The organism is Hyphomicrobium sp. 01T421, from assembly GCF_056398805.1.
In genome coordinates, this window is sequence record NZ_JBFTQC010000002.1 from 198,495 (window position 1) to 217,007 (window position 18,513).

At 60.0% G+C, this 18,513-nt stretch carries 24 protein-coding genes; 2 read left to right on the top strand and 22 right to left on the bottom strand.

From position 1 onward, the window contains the following. Positions 1 to 12: 12 nt before the first annotated feature. From cyoA to AC1DK3_RS15275, 14 genes are all read right to left on the bottom strand, one after another. Complete coding sequence (gene cyoA / locus AC1DK3_RS15210; protein WP_477193099.1) at positions 13 to 1,155, bottom strand: ubiquinol oxidase subunit II; 1,143 nt, start codon at positions 1,153 to 1,155, stop codon at positions 13 to 15. 338 nt (positions 1,156 to 1,493) lie between these two features. Further along, complete coding sequence (locus AC1DK3_RS15215; RefSeq protein WP_477193100.1) at positions 1,494 to 1,757, bottom strand: hypothetical protein; 264 nt, start codon at positions 1,755 to 1,757, stop codon at positions 1,494 to 1,496. Positions 1,758 to 2,004: 247 nt separating this feature from the next. Next, positions 2,005 to 2,403: a F0F1 ATP synthase subunit epsilon gene (locus AC1DK3_RS15220; RefSeq protein ID WP_477193101.1), complete on the bottom strand. Its 399-nt coding sequence runs from the start codon at positions 2,401 to 2,403 to the stop codon at positions 2,005 to 2,007. 29 nt (positions 2,404 to 2,432) lie between these two features. Continuing rightward, positions 2,433 to 2,705, bottom strand: a complete 273-nt coding sequence (locus AC1DK3_RS15225; protein WP_477193102.1) for a hypothetical protein — start codon at positions 2,703 to 2,705, stop codon at positions 2,433 to 2,435. Positions 2,706 to 2,771: 66 nt separating this feature from the next. Further along, on the bottom strand, positions 2,772 to 4,205 hold the full coding sequence (gene atpD, locus AC1DK3_RS15230) for a F0F1 ATP synthase subunit beta (RefSeq protein ID WP_477193103.1): 1,434 nt from the start codon (positions 4,203 to 4,205) through the stop codon (positions 2,772 to 2,774). A 22-nt stretch (positions 4,206 to 4,227) separates the two neighbouring features. Further along, positions 4,228 to 4,632 carry an organic hydroperoxide resistance protein gene (locus AC1DK3_RS15235; RefSeq protein ID WP_291164489.1) on the bottom strand — a complete coding sequence of 135 codons (405 nt, stop codon included), beginning with the start codon at positions 4,630 to 4,632 and terminating at the stop codon, positions 4,228 to 4,230. Positions 4,633 to 4,647: 15 nt separating this feature from the next. Further along, the gene (locus AC1DK3_RS15240) at positions 4,648 to 5,535 is read right to left on the bottom strand and encodes a F0F1 ATP synthase subunit gamma (RefSeq protein ID WP_477193104.1); all 888 of its coding nucleotides are present in this window, start codon (positions 5,533 to 5,535) and stop codon (positions 4,648 to 4,650) included. 25 nt (positions 5,536 to 5,560) lie between these two features. Then, positions 5,561 to 7,090, bottom strand: coding sequence for a F0F1 ATP synthase subunit alpha (gene atpA / locus AC1DK3_RS15245; protein ID WP_477193105.1), 1,530 nt, complete (start codon positions 7,088 to 7,090; stop codon positions 5,561 to 5,563). A 110-nt stretch (positions 7,091 to 7,200) separates the two neighbouring features. Then, a complete protein-coding gene (locus tag AC1DK3_RS15250; RefSeq protein WP_477193106.1) occupies positions 7,201 to 7,764 on the bottom strand; it encodes a F0F1 ATP synthase subunit delta in 564 nt (187 codons plus the stop codon). A 435-nt stretch (positions 7,765 to 8,199) separates the two neighbouring features. Then, entirely contained in the window at positions 8,200 to 8,583 is a 384-nt protein-coding gene (locus AC1DK3_RS15255; RefSeq protein WP_477193107.1) for a YraN family protein, read from the bottom strand. Further along, positions 8,580 to 9,512: a 16S rRNA (cytidine(1402)-2'-O)-methyltransferase gene (rsmI, locus tag AC1DK3_RS15260; RefSeq protein ID WP_477193108.1), complete on the bottom strand. Its 933-nt coding sequence runs from the start codon at positions 9,510 to 9,512 to the stop codon at positions 8,580 to 8,582. The genes AC1DK3_RS15255 and rsmI overlap by 4 nt, the downstream gene beginning before the upstream one ends. Before the next feature lie 169 nt (positions 9,513 to 9,681). Continuing rightward, on the bottom strand, positions 9,682 to 10,095 hold the full coding sequence (locus AC1DK3_RS15265; RefSeq protein WP_477193109.1) for a hypothetical protein: 414 nt from the start codon (positions 10,093 to 10,095) through the stop codon (positions 9,682 to 9,684). A gap of 256 nt (positions 10,096 to 10,351) precedes the next feature. Then, on the bottom strand, positions 10,352 to 11,212 hold the full coding sequence (gene gluQRS / locus AC1DK3_RS15270; protein WP_477193110.1) for a tRNA glutamyl-Q(34) synthetase GluQRS: 861 nt from the start codon (positions 11,210 to 11,212) through the stop codon (positions 10,352 to 10,354). Then, the gene (locus AC1DK3_RS15275) at positions 11,212 to 11,646 is read right to left on the bottom strand and encodes a hypothetical protein (RefSeq protein ID WP_477193111.1); all 435 of its coding nucleotides are present in this window, start codon (positions 11,644 to 11,646) and stop codon (positions 11,212 to 11,214) included. The genes gluQRS and AC1DK3_RS15275 overlap by 1 nt, the downstream gene beginning before the upstream one ends. A 164-nt stretch (positions 11,647 to 11,810) precedes the next feature. Between AC1DK3_RS15275 and AC1DK3_RS15280 the strand changes: the two genes are divergently transcribed. Both AC1DK3_RS15280 and AC1DK3_RS15285 read left to right on the top strand, forming a co-directional pair. Then, positions 11,811 to 12,506 (top strand): DNA-3-methyladenine glycosylase family protein, encoded by a 696-nt coding sequence (locus AC1DK3_RS15280; RefSeq protein WP_477193112.1) that lies wholly within the window; start codon positions 11,811 to 11,813, stop codon positions 12,504 to 12,506. 132 nt (positions 12,507 to 12,638) lie between these two features. Next, positions 12,639 to 13,199: an HNH endonuclease gene (locus AC1DK3_RS15285; RefSeq protein ID WP_477193113.1), complete on the top strand. Its 561-nt coding sequence runs from the start codon at positions 12,639 to 12,641 to the stop codon at positions 13,197 to 13,199. Between the two features lie 41 nt (positions 13,200 to 13,240). On the opposite strand, the gene AC1DK3_RS15290 is transcribed toward AC1DK3_RS15285, so the two are convergent. The 8 genes from AC1DK3_RS15290 to AC1DK3_RS15325 all read right to left on the bottom strand — a co-directional run bounded on the left by AC1DK3_RS15290 (position 13,241) and on the right by AC1DK3_RS15325 (position 18,503). Then, on the bottom strand, positions 13,241 to 13,459 hold the full coding sequence (locus AC1DK3_RS15290; protein WP_477193114.1) for a hypothetical protein: 219 nt from the start codon (positions 13,457 to 13,459) through the stop codon (positions 13,241 to 13,243). Between the two features lie 251 nt (positions 13,460 to 13,710). Beyond that, positions 13,711 to 13,896, bottom strand: coding sequence for a hypothetical protein (locus tag AC1DK3_RS15295; RefSeq protein ID WP_477193115.1), 186 nt, complete (start codon positions 13,894 to 13,896; stop codon positions 13,711 to 13,713). Positions 13,897 to 14,317: 421 nt separating this feature from the next. Continuing rightward, positions 14,318 to 14,860 (bottom strand): disulfide bond formation protein B, encoded by a 543-nt coding sequence (locus tag AC1DK3_RS15300; RefSeq protein ID WP_477193116.1) that lies wholly within the window; start codon positions 14,858 to 14,860, stop codon positions 14,318 to 14,320. Between the two features lie 14 nt (positions 14,861 to 14,874). Then, on the bottom strand, positions 14,875 to 15,456 hold the full coding sequence (locus AC1DK3_RS15305) for a YqaA family protein (RefSeq protein WP_477193117.1): 582 nt from the start codon (positions 15,454 to 15,456) through the stop codon (positions 14,875 to 14,877). A 9-nt stretch (positions 15,457 to 15,465) separates the two neighbouring features. After that, positions 15,466 to 16,785 carry a radical SAM family heme chaperone HemW gene (hemW, locus tag AC1DK3_RS15310; RefSeq protein ID WP_477193118.1) on the bottom strand — a complete coding sequence of 440 codons (1,320 nt, stop codon included), beginning with the start codon at positions 16,783 to 16,785 and terminating at the stop codon, positions 15,466 to 15,468. Continuing rightward, positions 16,778 to 17,662, bottom strand: coding sequence for an RdgB/HAM1 family non-canonical purine NTP pyrophosphatase (gene rdgB, locus AC1DK3_RS15315; protein ID WP_477193119.1), 885 nt, complete (start codon positions 17,660 to 17,662; stop codon positions 16,778 to 16,780). The genes hemW and rdgB overlap by 8 nt, the downstream gene beginning before the upstream one ends. Further along, positions 17,659 to 18,093 (bottom strand): VOC family protein, encoded by a 435-nt coding sequence (locus AC1DK3_RS15320; RefSeq protein ID WP_477193120.1) that lies wholly within the window; start codon positions 18,091 to 18,093, stop codon positions 17,659 to 17,661. Before AC1DK3_RS15320 ends, rdgB begins: the two co-directional genes overlap by 4 nt. After that, positions 18,078 to 18,503 (bottom strand): anthrone oxygenase family protein, encoded by a 426-nt coding sequence (locus AC1DK3_RS15325; protein ID WP_477193121.1) that lies wholly within the window; start codon positions 18,501 to 18,503, stop codon positions 18,078 to 18,080. Before AC1DK3_RS15325 ends, AC1DK3_RS15320 begins: the two co-directional genes overlap by 16 nt. Between the last annotated feature and the right edge of the window lie 10 nt (positions 18,504 to 18,513).

The window sequence follows — 18,513 nt, forward strand, 5'->3', positions numbered from 1 at the left end:
ATTCGTTCCCGGTCAGGAGTTTGACGGTCGCGGTGCGAAGGATTGGAACGTCGCTGCAGGACGCGGCAGACCCGCACCCAGAAGGGGCGTAGAGCTCACCGGCGTCACTTGCACGTCCGCCATTTCGGCGCCCATCGGATCATTTGTCGTGCACACGCTCGCGACGTAAGCCTTCGCCAGGATCGGCGCCGAACCACGTCGAGCGGATTTGTCGTATTCAATGCTCTGAACCAGATTGACGCCCGCAAGACCGAGGCCGCCCTTGGCGTCTATGGCCGCCATTTCGTGCATGCACATTTTGCCGGGCTGGACGCAGAGATTGACCACCCGGTGAAAGAGCTGTGGATCGACGCTTGCATACTTCCTTACGGCGACCCCTTCGCTCGGCTTTTCGAGCTCGAGGTATTCCGTGCGCCCGAGATTGCCGCCGTTCGCCTTGATGTCCGAAACCCATTTCGCAAAACCGGCTTCGTCTCTGGCAAGGAAATCGAAGCGCATCTTCGAGAAACCGTCGCCGCTGTAGTTCGCCGAAAAGCCTTTGAAGTCGCCGGGCTTGTTGATGACGGCATGAAGCTGCGTCTGCATTCCCGGCATCGCGTAAATCATGCCGGCAAGCGCCGGTACATAAAAGGCGTTCATCACCGACGACGCCGAGATGCGGAAATGGATCGGCTGGTCGACAGGCGCCGCCATCTGGTTGACGGTCGCGATACCGTAATCCGGATAGATGAAGAGCCACTTCCAATCGAGCGCGACGACCTCAACCTTGAGAGGCTTCACCGCGTGAGCCACGGCTTGGCCGGGAGCGGTGCGCCCCAACGGACGGAAGGGATCGAGCAAGTGCGTCGCCATCCACGTGATGGCGCCAAGGCAAATGATGATGAGCAGCGGAGCCGCCCAGATCACCAGCTCGAGATGGGTGGAGTGATCCCAGTCGGGATCGTAAGGCGCCGACTTGTTCGACTGGCGATACCGCCAAGCGAAATACACCGTCAACGCCATCACCGGAATGATGATGAACAACATCAGCACGGTGGAGATGATGATAAGATCGCGCTGCTGAATGGCGACGTCGCCGGCAGGGTTCAACACGATTGCATTGCAGCCGCCCAAAGCGAGGAGTGGCAGAAGGGCAATATTCCGAAATAGCTTCAAGGCGGTCCGCGTCCCATCGACAGAGCTTCCTCGGTCACTCCGCTAAACTTGCAGAGCGTTGTGCGACATTGGACAATTTGCCCAACGCCAGTTGGCCGCAGGATTAAACGCCGCTCAAAACCGCTGAAGATGTAGAATTTTTGCCCAGCCGAACGATGCTTTTGTTGGCGTCGAACTCTCGRTTCAAAACCGCGTTCAAAACTGCGCCGGTCGCGTCAGGACGTCCGCATGCTTCGTTCTTACGCTGCGTAGTTTTTTGTTTGAAGCAAGGAATGCTGCTGTGGTCAGGCAGGCCCTGTCAGGACTCTGACATCCGATCAGCAAGCAAGGCCGCGAAACTACTTTTCGTTCGTCTTCGCGTCCGCCCGGCCGGTAGCTCTCTTTAACGCGAGATCGCGAGCACGCTCTTGAAAGTCGGGATGCTTCGCAAACGACGCACGAAGCGTCTTCCATCCAGCAGCCAGTTGCTCGGCGAGGACGACGTCTTCGTCGCTGACAGCCGATGGACGATATTGCGCGGCATGTTTCAGAGCGTTGGCCTGACGCTCCGTCTCGGCGATGTGCTTGACTGACTCGGCCAGCTTGTTGTCGATTTCTGACATGGGAGAATACTCCTCGGTAGATTCAACCGCCGAAGACGCCCCAGGTTGCATGCGCGTTGAACAGCGCAACGATGTCTGAGGGGTACGTCATCGGAGCCAATTGCGGCCGAGCGCAGACGCAGCAAGGCTCCCGAACGATTGCGGGCCGCCGGAAGCATGAACGCGACAACGGCGTTCGACTGAAGGCCGAACGCCGCTGAAAAGAACTGGAAAAAACCGATAAGGCGGTGCGAGGGCGAAAGCCCGCTTATGCCGCCCGCGTCGACAACCGGCGCAGCTCGCTGACGAGCGTATCGGCTCTGCGCTTCGCAGAATCGTCCTTCGCCGCAGCCAGTTCCGCTTCCGCTGTCTTGAGCTCTTCAGCCATTGTGGCCGCCGAAATGTCGTCGAGGTCGTAAGCCGACTCGGCGAGGACAGTCAGCCGCGACGGGTCGACTTCCACGAAGCCCGACTTGACGAACAAACGCTTGCGCACGCCACCCGCCGTTACGTCGAGCACGCCCGGACGGAGCGTCGAGATGACCGGCGCGTGGCCGGCGAGAACGGCGAAATCGCCGTCGTCCCCCGGCACGACAACCTGATCGGCGTCGACCGAAAGCAACACCCGCTCGGGCGAGACGAGTTCAAACCTGAATGTGCCTGCCATTTTAGTCCGTCACCCTTCGAACGCTTCGCTCAAGCCTGAGGCGGTTCATCTTCGCCGTCGCCCTCGGCGCCGGCCTTTGCCCTGACTTCTTCCGGAGTTTGCAGCTTGGTGCCGCAAAACGGACAGAAGAACAACGGATGGTCGACGAGACCCGGCTCGTCTTCCTCGAGATCCACCAACCCGACGGTCATATAGATGACCCCGTCTTCTCCGACGGTGATCAGTGGCTCGAAGTCGCCGCCTTCGAGAGCTTCCTTCAGCTCCTCGCAGCAACTTCCGAACGTCTTAGCGGCTTCCGCCATGAACTTGTCTCTCCTGGCGGCGCGTTCGCGCGGACATTGGCCCGCGCGAAACCGCTCGGCCTGTGTTTATGCCGCTTCCGCGAGCTTCTCTGCCTTCGCGATCGCTTCGTCGATCGAACCGACCATGTAGAACGCAGGCTCCGGCAGGTGATCGTATTCGCCATCGCAGAGGCCCTTGAAGGCCTTGATCGTATCTTCGAGCGGAACCTGCTTGCCGGGCGAGCCGGTGAACACTTCCGCGACCGAGAACGGCTGCGACATGAAACGCTCGATCTTACGAGCGCGCGCGACGGTCAGCTTGTCCTCTTCCGACAGCTCGTCCATGCCGAGAATGGCGATGATGTCCTGCAGCGACTTGTACTTCTGCAGGATCGACTGTACCCGGCGAGCGACCTGATAGTGCTCTTCGCCGACGATGCGCGGGTCAAGCATACGCGAGGTCGAGTCGAGCGGATCGACGGCAGGGTAGATGCCCTTTTCCGCGATCGAACGCGAAAGAACGGTCGTCGCATCAAGATGCGCGAACGATGCGGCAGGCGCAGGGTCGGTCAAGTCGTCGGCCGGAACGTAAATGGCCTGCACCGACGTGATCGAACCCTTGTGGGTCGTGGTGATGCGTTCCTGCAGCGCGCCCATGTCCGTCGCAAGCGTCGGCTGATAGCCCACGGCCGAAGGAATACGGCCGAGAAGCGCTGACACTTCCGAGCCCGCCTGCGTGAAGCGGAAGATGTTGTCGACGAAGAACAGAACGTCCTGACCCTGGTCGCGGAAATGCTCGGCGACCGTCAGACCCGAAAGCGCAACGCGGGCGCGAGCACCCGGCGGCTCGTTCATCTGACCGTACACGAGGGCGCACTTCGAGCCCTCAGCCGAGCCCTTGTTCTTCTTCGGGTCGATGTTCACCTTCGACTCGATCATTTCGTAATAGAGGTCGTTGCCCTCACGCGTACGCTCGCCGACACCCGCAAACACCGAGTAGCCGCCGTGCACCTTGGCGATGTTGTTGATCAGTTCCATGATCAAAACCGTCTTGCCGACGCCGGCGCCGCCGAACAGGCCGATCTTGCCGCCCTTGGCGTAAGGCGCGAGAAGATCGACAACCTTGATGCCCGTTACGAGAATCTGCGCTTCCGTCGCCTGATCCTCAAAGGTCGGCGAAGGCTGATGGATGGCACGGAGCGTCTTCGTCTTGATCGGGCCCGCTTCGTCGACCGGCTCGCCGATGACGTTCATGATGCGGCCGAGCGTTTCGTCACCAACCGGCACCGAAATCGGCGATCCCGTATCGGAAACTTCCTGACCGCGAACGAGACCTTCCGTCGAGTCCATGGCAATGGTGCGAACCGTGTTCTCGCCCAAATGCTGCGCGACTTCGAGAACGAGGCGGTTGCCGTGGTTCATCGTCTCGAGCGCGTTCAAAATTTCCGGCAGCTGACCGTCAAAATGCACGTCAACGACGGCACCCGTCACCTGGTGAATCTTCCCTACGTTTTTAGCCATTTTTCTTCTCCAACGGATTTGATCAGGCGACGGACAGCGTCACCGGTATGTTGTTGCGCGTCGCCTTGGAATAGGGACAGATCTGATGGGCGTCTTCGATCAGTGCCTGCAGCTTGTCCTTATCGGCGCCGGGAATCGAAAGCGTGAGATGCGCCTTGAGAGCGAAGCTCGTCGCATCCTTGTCGAGTGTCACTTCGCACGTGACCTTCGCTGCCTGACCGTCGAGCCCATGCTTCTTGGCGAGCAGCAGCACTGCCTGACCGAAGCACGACGACCAGCCGAGAGCGAAAAGCTGCTCCGGATTATGGCCTTCGCCCGACCCGCCGAGATCCTTCGGCAGCGCCATCGCCAGCGCCAGCTTGCCATCTTCGACAACCGCGCGACCGTCTCGGCCGCCCTTCGTCGTTGCACGCGTCACATAAGCCATCGCTCAGCCTCCGGATCAGACTGCTTCAGCACCAGAAATGATCTCGATCAGTTCCTTCGTGATGTTCGCCTGACGCTGACGGTTGTACTTGATCGTAAGCTTGTTGATCATGTCGCCAGCGTTACGGGTCGCATTGTCCATGGCCGTCATCTGCGAGCCATAGAACGATGCCGAATTCTCAAGAAGCCCGCGGAAAATCTGCGTCGAGATGTTCCGCGAAAGCAGGAAGCCCAATACCTCTTCCTCGCTCGGCTCGTATTCGTGAACCGCCGCCGCGCCGCCCTTTGCTGCGTCGCCCGGCGTCTCTGAGACAGTTGCCGGAATGAGCTGCAGCGCCGTCGGCTTCTGCGCGATGACCGATTTGAATTCCGAGAAGTAGAGTGTCGCGATGTCGAATTCGCCCGCTTCGAACATCTCGAGGACGCGCTTTGCAAGACCTTCGGCGTGCGAGAACGTCAACTGCCGTACGCCCTGGAAATCTTTGCGCTCGACGATGTTCCGGCCAAGATCGCGACGCAGGTTGTCCGCGCCCTTGCGGCCGACGGTCAAGATCTTGACGGTCTTGCCGTTCGCGATCAGCCGATTGGCATCGGCACGCGCAAGCTTCGAAATGTTCGAGTTGAAGCCGCCGCAAAGACCGCGCTCAGCGGTCATGACGATGAGAAGATGGACCTGGTCCTTGCCCGTACCGACGAGCAGGGGCGAAGCACCATTCTTGTCGGCGACTTTCGAGGCGAGGCTACCGAGAACGTCGGCCATCCGCTCTGCATAAGGGCGGGCGGCCGTCGCGGCTTCCTGCGCGCGGCGCAGCTTCGCCGCGGCGACCATCTGCATCGCCTTCGTGATCTTCCGCGTCGCCTTCACCGAGGCGATGCGGTTGCGCATTTCTTTTAAGCTCGCCATCGGGCGTTCTCCTCAAGGAACCCGATTAAGCTGCAAAACCCTTGGCAAACTTGTCGAGGAACTCGACCAGTTTCTTCTCGGTGTCTGCCGACAAGGCCTTCTCTCTGGCGACCGTCTCGAGGATCGTCTTCTCAGACCGAAGTCCGGCGAGAACGCCCTGCTCGAACTTGCCGACAGCCGAAACCGGAATGCTGTCCAGGTAACCGCGCGTACCGGCGAAGATCACCGCGACCTGCTCTTCCATCTTCAGCGGCGAGAACTGCGGCTGCTTCAGAAGCTCGGTCAGACGAGCACCACGTGCGAGCAAACGCTGCGTCGCGGCATCGAGATCCGAACCGAACTGCGCGAAGGCCGCCATTTCGCGGTACTGTGCGAGCTCGCCTTTGATCTTGCCGGCGACCTGCTTCATCGCCTTCGTCTGCGCCGACGATCCGACGCGCGACACCGAAAGACCGACGTTCACGGCCGGACGGATGCCCTGATAGAAGAGATCGGACTCAAGGAAGATCTGGCCGTCGGTGATCGAGATCACGTTCGTCGGAATGTAGGCCGACACGTCGTTCGCCTGCGTTTCGATGACCGGAAGTGCCGTCAGCGAGCCGTTGCCGGCTTTATCGCCGAGCTTAGCGGCGCGTTCCAGAAGACGAGAGTGGAGATAGAAAACGTCGCCCGGATAGGCTTCGCGGCCCGGCGGACGGCGAAGCAGAAGCGACATCTGACGATAGGCGACAGCCTGCTTCGAAAGATCGTCATAGGCGATAACGGCGTGCATGCCGTTGTCGCGGAAATATTCGCCCATCGTGCAGCCCGTGAACGGAGCCAGGTACTGCATGGGAGCCGGATCCGAAGCGGTCGCAGCGACCACGATCGAGTACTCGAGTGCGCCGCGCTCTTCGAGCGTCTTGACGAACTGCGCGACGGTCGACCGCTTCTGTCCGACGGCGACGTAGACGCAATAGAGCTTCGCGCTTTCGTCCTTGCCGGCGTTCAACGGCTTCTGGTTGAGGAAGGTGTCGAGAATGACGGCAGTCTTGCCGGTCTGACGGTCGCCGATGACCAGCTCGCGCTGACCGCGGCCGATCGGAATGAGCGAGTCGATCGCCTTGAGGCCCGTCGCCATTGGCTCGTGCACCGACTTACGCGGCAGGATGCCCGGCGCCTTGACGTCAACGCGCATCTTCTTGTCCGACTTGATCGGACCCTTGCCGTCGATCGGGTTGCCGAGACCGTCGACGACGCGGCCGAGAAGGCCCTTGCCGACCGGAACTTCGACGATGGCGCCAGTCCGCTTTACGGTGTCGCCTTCCTTGATCGTACGGTCGTCGCCGAAAATAACGACGCCGACGTTATCGGCTTCGAGGTTCAGCGCCATGCCGCGGATGCCGCCGGGGAACTCGACCATTTCGCCGGCCTGAACGTTGTCGAGGCCATAAACGCGTGCGATGCCGTCGCCGACCGACAGCACCGTGCCGATCTCCGAAACCTCGGCATCCTTGCCGAAGTTTTTGATCTGATCCTTGAGGATCGACGAAATTTCTGCGGCCCGGATTTCCATTGAAACCTCTTCCCTGGTCGTTTCCATTACGGAGCCTGGTTCGGCCCCTTGTTCAAATTTCTTAAGCGCAGCCGGCGCACGCGCCGTTCAGCGCTATTCGGCCGTCTCGCTTATGCTCCGGCTCCGTTCAAAGCCACCTTCAGGTTCTGAAGCTTGGTTTTGAGCGATGAATCGATCATGCGGCTGCCGACCTTGACGATGAGACCGCCAAGGATGCTTGGATCGACGCGCGTCTGAAGCGTCACGTCCTTGCCGACCGAAGCCTTCAGCGTCTCCTTCAGGGAGGCGATCTGCAAATCATTGAGAGCGAACGCGCTCGTCACCTCAGCGCCGACTTCGCCGCGAGCTTTCGCTGCGAGCGCACGATAGGCCTTGATGATGTCCTGAATGACGAACAGACGGCGATTGGCCGTCACGAGATTCAAGAAGTTTGCTGTGAGGCCGCCGATGCCGACCTTCTCCAGAATTGCACCCACCGCCCGGCTCTGATCGGCCGACGCGATGACGGGGCTGCGAACGAGGCGCACGAGATCGGCGCTTTCGTCCAGGAGCCCCTGAAATTTTATGAGATCGCTCTCGATTTCCGCAGTCTTGGAACTTTCGTTCGCAAGATCGAACAGAGCCGACGCGTAGCGCCCGGCCACCCCTTCAACGATTGTATCGTTCGTCGCCACGTCGCTCTCACCGTCGCGCCTAAGGCGCATAGAGGGCTGGGCATGAAAAGCCCGGAATTCCGCCCGCTCCAAGGAAAGGCCTTCGACAAAAGAAGAGCGTACGTAGCCGGAACCTGCCAGCCGCCCCCTTTCAAAGCCGCGCTGTCCTTAACATGCACTCCCAAACGCTTCAACCGTGCGCCAAGAGGGCGCGTTGCCGCATAACAAGGCTTGGGCAAGCCAAAAATCCAGCGATGGACTGCGCCGGCTCGCGGAAGCCCGGCCCGCGATTACCGCGAATGCTGAACAGAGGCCGTGTATCCCGTTCAAACTGCGTTCAGGCTGGCCGGATTATGAACAGGAGTGTGCCGCGCGCCTAAGCGGCCCGCGCCTGCATGTTTGCGTCATACGACCAACGTCCCAAAAACTTCAGGGCCCGCTCTAGCGGGCCCTTTTTTAAAGCGCGTCGCGCATGATGATCGGGAAGCGCCACGGCACGACAAAAACCAGATCGAAACCAACATCGTGTGTCTGATACTGGGGATTTCGTGCGAGCCATAGATCGGCCGCCCGCCGCACCCGCTGACGCATCGTCAGGGTAATCGCATCTTCCGCGTCTGCCACGTTTGGACGCCGCTTGACCTCGATGAACGCCACCCGGTTTTTCCGGATCGCAATCAGGTCGATCTCCCCAACGGGCGTTTTGAACCGCCTGCCAAGAATGCGATGCCCCGTCGCCAGATAGACGGCCGCAACGATCGTTTCCGCCCTGAGCCCACTATGGTGCCGCCTGCGCCGCTCCCACCTTTGCCGGAATTCGTCGTTGACGTTGGAGTTCATCGCTGGCCCCCCTTCGACTTAATGCCGAGCCCGTAGACCCGAGCCTTGGGAACTCCGAATTCATCCGCGAGAGCCCGGGCGGCGTCTTTCAAGCTCATGACCGCAAGCGCATCGGCGAGGCGAGCGCCAAGCGTCTCGTCGCTGACCGCCTGAGCCTGCTGAGGGCCGACGACAATCACGACCTCGCCCTTGAGATCCTCACTTGCAGCGTCGGCGAGTTCCGCCAAGCTTCCGCGCCTGATTTCTTCGTGCAATTTCGTCAATTCGCGCGCAATCACCGCCTGACGATCGCCGAGCAGCCCCGCCATATCGCTGAGTGTTTCCGCGACCCGGTGAGGCGCCTCATAGAAAACCAGGCTCCCGGGTATCGGCGAAAGTTCCGATAATCGGGTCCGCCGCGCCGCCTGCTTTGCCGGTAGAAAACCCGCGAAAAAGAAAGCGTCCGTCGGCAAGCCGCTCGCGGTCAAAGCCGCCAAAAGAGCTGAGGGACCGGGAATTGGAACAACGGCGACACCCGCCGCCGCAACCGCGCGAACGAGCTTGAATCCGGGATCGGAAAGAAGCGGCGTTCCGGCATCCGAAATCACTGCGATGCGCTTGCCGGATTCGAGATCTGCGATCGCCCGATCTATTTCGCGGTCTTCGTTATGATCGTGAAAAGGCCGCGTGCGCGCCGTGATGGAGTAATGCTGAAGAAGCTTCGCGGAATGCCGCGTGTCTTCGCAATAAATAACATCCGCACGCGCGAGAACGCCGAGCGCCCTGAGCGTGATGTCACTAAGATTGCCGATCGGCGTCGCGACCAAATAGAGCCCCGGCGCCAACGGTTCGGACAAAAGCCGGGCAATCGCATCCTGGGCACGGGCAGCCGGACGCGAACCGGGAACGGCCTCTATTTCAGATTGCAAAGATCGTTGTTCTTCAGACACCAATGTCGTCCTGCATCCCGGCGAACCGGATAATCATCAATACCAATATGAGGCGAGCCGTCACAAGCCTACGCGCGAACTCATAGGATTTGCAGCCTCTCGCTTAAGCGCGGAAGGCTTAACGGAATATCGGGAATGGGACGAGAATAATTGCGGCGGACGCGACGCGCTAGGCGGCGATCGCATTACCCACTGTCGGCCGCGGCGACGACGGAGGTGCAAGTCCGAGCACATGGACCGTCGCTCTGCGGCGCCGGCCGCCGACATCCATGACGGCCGTCAACTCATCGACCAAAGACGTCAAAGCATACTGGGCAAGATCGAGCTGCAGAGTTGCTGAAGCATGGCAGCGCGTCGCCTCCTCGGCCCGAGACGCAGCCCCGGCGATGATGCCGCTGATGTGGCCCCACTGCTCCGAGATCGAGAGCCGGGGAGGCTCAATCCGCCGTGACCCAACCTGCCGCGGCATCTCCTTCGCCGGCGAACGCGTGAGCTGCGAGCAAACAAAATTGAAAATCGTCGCCGCCGCCATGGAAATAGCGGCCCAAACATTGGCGACCCTGATTTTCGGTGTATCTGCCATAGATACCAGAATCCCGACAACTGATTAGAGAATAATTAAAGCTGGGATGATTTGGGGAAAGTTACAAGTATTAGTCTCGGTAAATATGTATTAATTTTTACGATTGGGAGAATAAATATCGAAATGTATGGTCAATTGAGCCGGCCGCGAATTGCGACGGCCGAAATACGAATCAATAAACCGCCCGTACCCTAACAAACCCGCATTATCCGGATGCCCCAAACTGACGACCGCCAAAGCGTCGTTGGAAAGGGCGTCAGCTGAATATGACCCGCCGAATATCGTCCGCGGTCGCGCCTTCCTCGCGCAGTATCCGCAGACCCATATCCTGATTTGACTTCGAGAGCTTGAGCCCGTTCGACCACTTGATGAGCCGATGATGCGAATAGACGGGCTCCGGCAAATCCAAGAGCTCCTGCAAAAGCCGCTGCAAATCGGTTGCAGCCAACAGGTCTTGTCCGCGCGTCACGTGCGTCACGCCCTGCCGCGCATCATCGACAACGACGGAAAGATGGTAGCTCGCTGGCACGTCTTTGCGAACGATAACCGCGTCGCCCCATCGCTGCGGGTCGGCAGTCATCGTTTGCTGCGTGCCGTCCTCCGCGACCTCGACGAACGTGAGCGGAGCGTCTCCGCGTTTCGCCTTCAACGCCTTGAGCGCTCCGTCCATGTTGAGACGCAACGCGGGCGACTCGCCCGCCGCCATCCGTGCTCCGACATTCTCCGCTGACGCTCCGCGCCAGAGCCCGGGATAACGCGGCGCGCCATCGGGATCGGCCTGTTCCGGATCTGCGGCGGCTGCGATCTCGCTGCGCGTCGCAAAGCAGGGATACAGCAGGCCCGCTTGAATCAGCCGGTCCGCAGCCGCGAGATATTCGGAAAAATGCTCCGATTGCACGAGGACGGGCTCTTCCCAAGTAAGGCCCAGCCAATTCAGATCTTCGAAGATCGCAGTCACGAACTCCGGACGCCGCCGCTCGATATCGATGTCCTCGATCCGGAGCAGGAAGCGGCCGCCATTCTTGCGCGCGACGTCGTGGGCGATGATGGCAGAGAGCGCATGGCCAACGTGCAAGAGCCCGTTGGGTGAGGGCGCAAAACGAGTGACGGAAGACATCAATCGCAAGAGCCCGTTCGGCCCGCTCCCGGCGTATATGTCCGCGCAACCGCCTCGACGACGCGATCGTATGTTTTTCGTTCACTGGTCGGATAAAGCATGGCCCAACTATTTATGAGTTTGCCGCCGCACGTAAAGCTGACGCGTTGATAAAACGTTTCGCCATTTCGATCGCCCGATAACACGAACCAGCGCGCCTTCACCGGCGCGTAGTCGATCTTCGCGGTCGCATACTGGTCGGAGATCAGGAATTGGCGATAGTCCTCCAAAGACTGGCGATCTGCGTTTTCGAATGCCCCGACAAGTAACTTTGCCTTGCCGTCCTTCGATAGGTAGACACCACCCTCATCGGTCTTCGGTTGATCGCTCTTCTGCGCGAAAATATTGTCGGGGTAGGCAATGGCAAAACCGTGACGCTCATTTATGACGGTCACCCAGCTCTCTTGCCAAGATCGCGCACCGGCTTGCGAAACGCCGCTTACGTATAAAATTGCGGCAAATAGAATTCGAGCTATCCTTGCTATCTTTACGCTCTCCCACCACGCGAGACGCATCAAAACCCGGTATCGCTCTTTAAACGCAACTCTGGAGCAAAGGTTTGGCCGAGCAACGATATCCGACCGTGACGACCGAGCGCCAGCTCAAAGCTGCTGCAGCGAAACTCGCGCAGCAATGCAAAGTCATGTCACTCATATTCAAACGCACGGGAACGCCGCCGATGCGAAACTTTCCAACGGGTTTTGCGGGCGTCTCTAAAATCGTCGTCGGCCAGCAGCTCTCGGCACAAAGCGCCGCCGCCATCTGGTCTCGCGTAGAGGGAGCATTGTTGCCCTTCACGCCGGAAGCGATGCTGGCGCGACGCGACGACGATCTAAAAAATCTCGGCCTTTCGAACGGGAAGATACGGACGCTTAAGGCGCTTTCGCGCGCTGTGCTCGAAGACGGTCTCGATTTCCCGGCGCTGAATGCTGCCGACGAGCACATCATCGTAGAACGGCTCACATCCATTCACGGCATTGGTCCGTGGACCGCCGACATCTATCTTCTCTTTGCACTGGCCAGGCGCGATGCCTTCGCGCCGGGTGACCTCGCTCTTCAGCTCGCGGTTCAACACCACTTCAAGCTTGCGCAGCGCCCAACAGCGGAAGAACTGGAGGAAATCGCTGAACGCTGGCGGCCCGCACGCGCCGTTGCCGCGCGCCTCCTGTGGGCCGATTACGCGTTTGCCCGCCGCGCTCTTCTGGGGAAACCCGCAAAGCCGATTGTCACAAAAACGTACAAGATATTGAAATAAAGCTCGAAAATGGCTGCCGCGACACATCCGACCGAATGCTTCACAGAATTGATATGCGCGGCTAGTATCCCCGCGTTCAAGTGGGGCCAAAAACGCGATTCGGCGGAATCTAAACCGCGAGGTTTGCGCGACGTGAATGTTCACGTGACATTACCGGACAATTGTCCGGCTCTTGTACTGAACGCCGACTTCCGGCCGCTCAGCTACTATCCGCTGTCGCTGTGGAGTTGGCAGGATACGGTAAAAGCTGTCTTCCTCGACCGCGTGAACATCGTCTCCGAATACGAGAGATACGTCCGAAGCCCATCGTTCGAGCTGAAGCTTCCGAGTGTCGTATCGCTGAAGACGTACGTGAAGCCTGCGCTGTATCCGGCTTTCACACGGTTCAATGTTTTCCTGCGCGACCGCTTCAGCTGCCAGTATTGCGGCGACAAGAGCGATCTGACGTTCGATCACTTGATCCCGCGCTCGCGCGGCGGACAAACGCGATGGGACAACGTCGTCACCGCGTGCGCACCATGCAATCTCAGGAAGGGTGGTTTGATGCCGAGGGCGGCGGGCATGTTCCCCGCTCACGAACCCTATCGGCCGACCGTCTTCGAACTGCATCGCAACGGTCGGCTATTCCCGCCAAACTATCTGCACGAAAGCTGGCTCGATTATCTCTACTGGGATACCGAACTCGAACCGTAGTCCTCTGACCATAGCTTCGTCGGCGAAGCTACAAGCCTGAGCTACGCAGCGTGCTTGATCGGATGCGCGCAAAGCTCTGCGGCGATCAGATCGACGACGCGTTCCCAATTGGCGCCAGTCTCACCATGAAGCCCGAACGCGAGAAGCGCATCGGTCGGCGCGCCGCCATCCCGGAAAATTCTTGCGCATTGCTCACGGCTGACAGCCACGGCCTGATGCCACTGAATGGGACTGAGATAATCTGGAACAGACGGGGTCATCTGGGCGAACTCCGCAAAAAAAACGTTCTTCGAGGAACGATTCCCGAGGCTTGGCCGTTCCCAAACGATGGCGGCAGACACACAGAGCGCCCTGACATCACTACGCGAGACCTTGTCACATGATGTCTCGATTGAGGGCTAACTCGATCACGCTCCGTGCGTCTGCCAGCTCGTTGGAAAGCCAGCTGCTCTCCGAAATCCTTTTGTCCAACGCCTTACAATTCGACACGCACGCGAACGCAACGGGTACGCTACTGGGGCAATCGCAACTTCGCGACGGCGGCTGAAAGAGCGGCGCTCCGCATGACGGTCAGCGCAACATCTCCAATCGGACGCCAAGCCCAATCTTCGGTATTCGCACTCACCCACAGATCGGCCTCCGGATAGGAATGGCGACCGTCGTCGTAAGTGCGGGCGAACCGCCGGGACATACGCATCGACGAACTTGTCGAGGCGGCTCGCCTGAGATTTTTGAACACACCGGACAGAACCTCTTTCGGGGTCTGGCCGCACTCGAACTCAACGCTACGCAACGAACGCTTACGAAACGCAACAACGCCACGCGTACTCAAATCCGGGGCGGAAACGGGCTCGTTTGAACCAGTGAAACCTGCTTCGAGCTTTGCTCTCGAAGAACGCAACGCATACGCCACTGGGAAGGCTCCCTACGCTTGACCGATATCCACACAATCCAACAACGCCCGTGTCCCGCGAACGAAGCAAGAATAGCCGTCACATTCGGGCAACGGGAAGGCGCGATTCTGTCTCTGGGATGAAATTCGAACTTTGTTTGCTTGACAGTATCGATGAGGCAACGAAATCAACGTTTTTCCGCGCCACGACATTTGTGGACAAGAGTCAGAGATCGGCGGCAGTCGTCTCGTAGCTCTGCTCGCGAGCGGCCAAAGCGGCGGCGAATGAGATCAACATCAGGAAAAACGACGCGACGGCATTCCACCCGGCGAAGGATATGCCGAGAAAGCGCAAAGACGCTTCATCACACTTGATGACGTGGATGTTCTCAATCTCGCTCAAGAGATTGCCGGCCGACGTCGTCAAAGATTGCCCGCCACCGCACGCTGCCGGACCCGGCCAGAATTTCCACTCGGCGCCGGCGTGGTAGATGCCGAGCACGGTGTTCGCCAAGAACGCGAGGCCGACGATCAGAAAGAGCGCGGCGGCAAACCGGCGATGACCGCCGGCCGTCAGCACGAGCGCGATGAACAGCACCGGGATGGCTGCATAATAGGCGTAGCGCTCGATCAGGCAGAGCATGCACGGCACATAGCCGCCGATGTATTGAAATCCGAGCGCTACCGCGATCGTTGCGATCGACAGGAAAAGCGCGAGCGCGCCAAGCTGGTAATCCGTCCCTCGCGCAATTCGCTCGCTAAACGCCATGATCGAGATCCGAGCTAGAAGATGTACCGTACCGCCACGAACCCGCCGATGAGCAGCACGAGAAATGCCGTCGTCACGAGCGCGAGCCGGCCCTCGATGAAAGAGCGGATAGGCTCACCGAAGAAATATAAGAGACCGGCGACGAGATAGAAGCGCATGGCGCGGGCAACGATGCTTGCGCCGACGAACGCTAAGATATCCATCTTGCCGACACCCGCCGCGATGGTCACGACCTTGTAAGGGATCGGCGTCATGCCTTTGATGATAACGGCGGCGACACCGTACTCCTGAATGAAGGTCTCGAAGCCGTCGAGCGCGTGTTCGCGTCCGTAGAACTTCAGAATGGGCGCGCCGATGGCGTCATAAAGGTAATAGCCGATCGCGTAGCCGAGCAATCCGCCGAGAACGGAGGCGACGGTCGCGATCGTCGCGTACCACCACGCCTTCCGCGGCTGGCTGAGCACCATCGGGATGAGCATGATGTCGGGAGGAATGGGAAAGAACGAGCTTTCCGCGAACGAGACGCCCGCAAGCGCCCAGGGCGCCCGGGCGCTGGCCGCCATCCGCATCGTCCAATCGTAAATTCCCCGGAGCATCTTCGCTGATTAACCGGCGCTTCGAAGGTTGTCTACGCGTTCCGGCGATTGAAAACTTTTTGAAAGCTTTGCGACAACCGCGTTAAGCACGAGACGGCCCTGAGGCGTCACGCGAATTCGATCGGGGCCGGGCGCACCCGTTTCAGGCCGCAATCCTGGGCCCGCGCAGGCCACGATGTCGTCCAGCTCGTTTCGCCGCCAGTTTCCCGAAGTGCCGGAGTTTCCCGAGGTGTCTGGCGTCCGGTCGACAGCAGACTGCAGCAGGCCGAGATCTTCGAGTTCTGCGATGACGGGCCGTGACGGGCGGGTGCCACCAAGCGCCGCGAGCCGGCCGAGATCGATGCCCTCGCTTAGGCGTAGACCCATCAAGAGCATTTCATCAGCCTGCTCCTCGCGTGCAAGCGTCGTCATTTCGGTGAAGCCGTGACCCGCCTCCTCGACCCGGGCGGCCCAGGCTTCCGGATTGCGTTCGGCGACCGTCGCCGTGCGCGTGTTGCCGACGAGAATGCGGCCGTGCGCGCCGGGGCCGACCCCCGCGTATTCGCCATAGCGCCAATAGAGAAGATTGTGCCGGCTCTCAGAACCGGGCCGTGCGTAGTTTGAAACCTCGTATGCCGCGAGACCATGCTCGCCCGTCATCTCTTCCGTAATTTCGTAGAGTGCGCTCGCATCGTGATCATCCGGAATGATCAGCTTGCCCGCGGCATGAAGCGCCGCGTACGGAGTGTCAGGCTCGATCGTCAGCTGATAGAGCGACAGGTGATCGCCCGCGAGATCGAGAGCTTCCGCGAGCTCCGCGCGCCAAGCCTCAGCCGTTTGACCAGGACGCGCGTAAATGAGATCGAACGAGAACCGCTCGAACGTTCCGCGCGCAATTTCGAGAGCAGCCTTGGCTTCCGCAACGCTATGAATGCGCCCGAGCTTGCGCAACTCCGGATCTCTGAGTGACTGCACGCCGATTGAAACGCGATTGACACCCGCTTCCCGAAACCCGCGAAAACGGCCGGCTTCGACGCTGCCCGGATTAGCCTCGAGCGTAATCTCGGCTTGCCGTTCAATGCCCCAGCGCTTCGCGATGTGCTCGATGATCGAAGCAACTGTACCCGCCTGCATCAGCGACGGCGTTCCCCCGCCGAAGAAGATGCTCGTGACGGTACGCGGCCCGATACGCTCAGCGACCCAATCGATCTCGCGTTTATACGCTGCGAGAAAGCGCGCCTCGTCCCAGCCGCCGAAACGCACGTGACTATTGAAATCGCAATAGGGGCACTTCTGGGCGCAGAACGGCCAGTGCACATAGACGCCGAATGTCTGATCCACATCAGTCATGGCTGCTCGCGGCCAACATGGCCTTGGACAACTGCCGCCACGCAGGTTCCTCGCTCGCCGGCATCGTTCCGAGAGCGCGCGCCAACGCATCGAGATACGATTCAAGCGTCGCGTTTTTCCAGTCCTGCCGGTGCGCAGCAAGATCGTCTTTCAAACGCTCGATAAAAGCCGCAGCCTCGACGCGTGTCGAAAGACTGGCGGCAGCCGCTGAAAATGCGGCGATGTCCCGCTTATCGGGTTCCGCGTTCGCCGCACCAGGCGAAATTTCGTCTAGCATCGCGGCTTTGAAGGCGGCGAACGCGCGAGTCCGGTGCGAGATCGCATATTTCTCGTCCGGCTTCATCTCGCCGAACGTCCGCGTATCCCCCTTGGGTACGAACATCGGATCGTAGCCGAAGCCGTTCCCGCCGCGCGGTGGCCAAACGAGATTTCCGAAGACCTTGCCCTCGAATGTTTTGACGTCGCCGTTCGGCCAAGCAAGACAAAGGACGGAGATGAAGTTGGCGCGCGGACCGCTGCCGTTCCAGCCGTCGCTACGCTTGATCTCGTCGGCGACCTTCTGCATGGCGAGACCGAAGTCCTTGCCGGCACCCGCCCAGCGCGCCGAATAGATGCCCGGAGCGCCATCGAGGCAATCGACTTCAAGCCCTGAATCGTCAGCGAGCGCCGGCAATCCAGATCCCTGCGCCGCAGCGACTGCCTTGAGCCGCGCATTGCCTTCGAACGTCGTCTCGGTCTCCTCGGGCTCTGCAAGGCCAAGCTCGCCCGCCGAAACAGCATCGAGCCCATAGGGATGAATGAGCTGGTTGATTTCCCACACCTTGCCCGGATTGTGGCTCGCGACGACGAGGCGCGTACCTTTCGAAAGCCGCATCATGCAATTCCCCAGATACGCGGCTCGGCGATTTCGAGACAGTTGCCCGCCGGATCGCGGAAATAAATCGACCTTCCCCCGCGCGGCCACTCGAAGTCCGCCTCGATCGGCACGCCAAGGCTTTCAAGTTTCGTCAGCCACTGCTCGATCGCTTCGCCCGACACGCCAAAGCAAACGTGTCCTTCACCCTCCGCACCATGCGGGGGAACGGGAAGCGAGGCATCGGCGGTTGGGAATTGCGTCGCGTCAGGATTGAAAATCAGCAGCATCTGGTCTCCACACCGATAAAATATGTGACGGCCCGGAACGGCCGCGAACGGCTCCAATCCAAGAGCGCGTCGATAGAAATCCTCGATCCGCGCAAGATCGGGAGCGTAAAGAACCGTTTCAAGAATTCGCAGTGGCGCGGGGGATGAGTTCAGATCGACGCCCATAGGAACAATCCAACGCTGAGCGCGCCAAGCGCGCTTCGAACACCGTGCAGCGTCCCCCACCTCTCGACGAGCGCGCGCGTACTTTCGTCTGCGCTCTCGAGGGCCGTTGCTTCAAGCTTCTTATTAACGGGCATGATCGCAAAAAGCGTAAACGGCCAATTGGCGACAAGGGCCACCGCACCAACGAGCCAGAGCCACTGGGCCGTGACGAGCCATTCGAGTGTGCCGAGGATGAACCCGATCACGGCGAGAGATGCCTGCATCTGGAACCCCCGCGCATAGCTAGGCTTCCATTCGGCAAGCATCGCAGAATCGTCGAGTCCGAGCCGGGCGGGTTGCTCCGACCAGTTGATGTAGAACGCCGCACCCGTGAAGAGCGCGGCGACGACAAGGGCAAACTCTCCGAACATGGCTCTCACC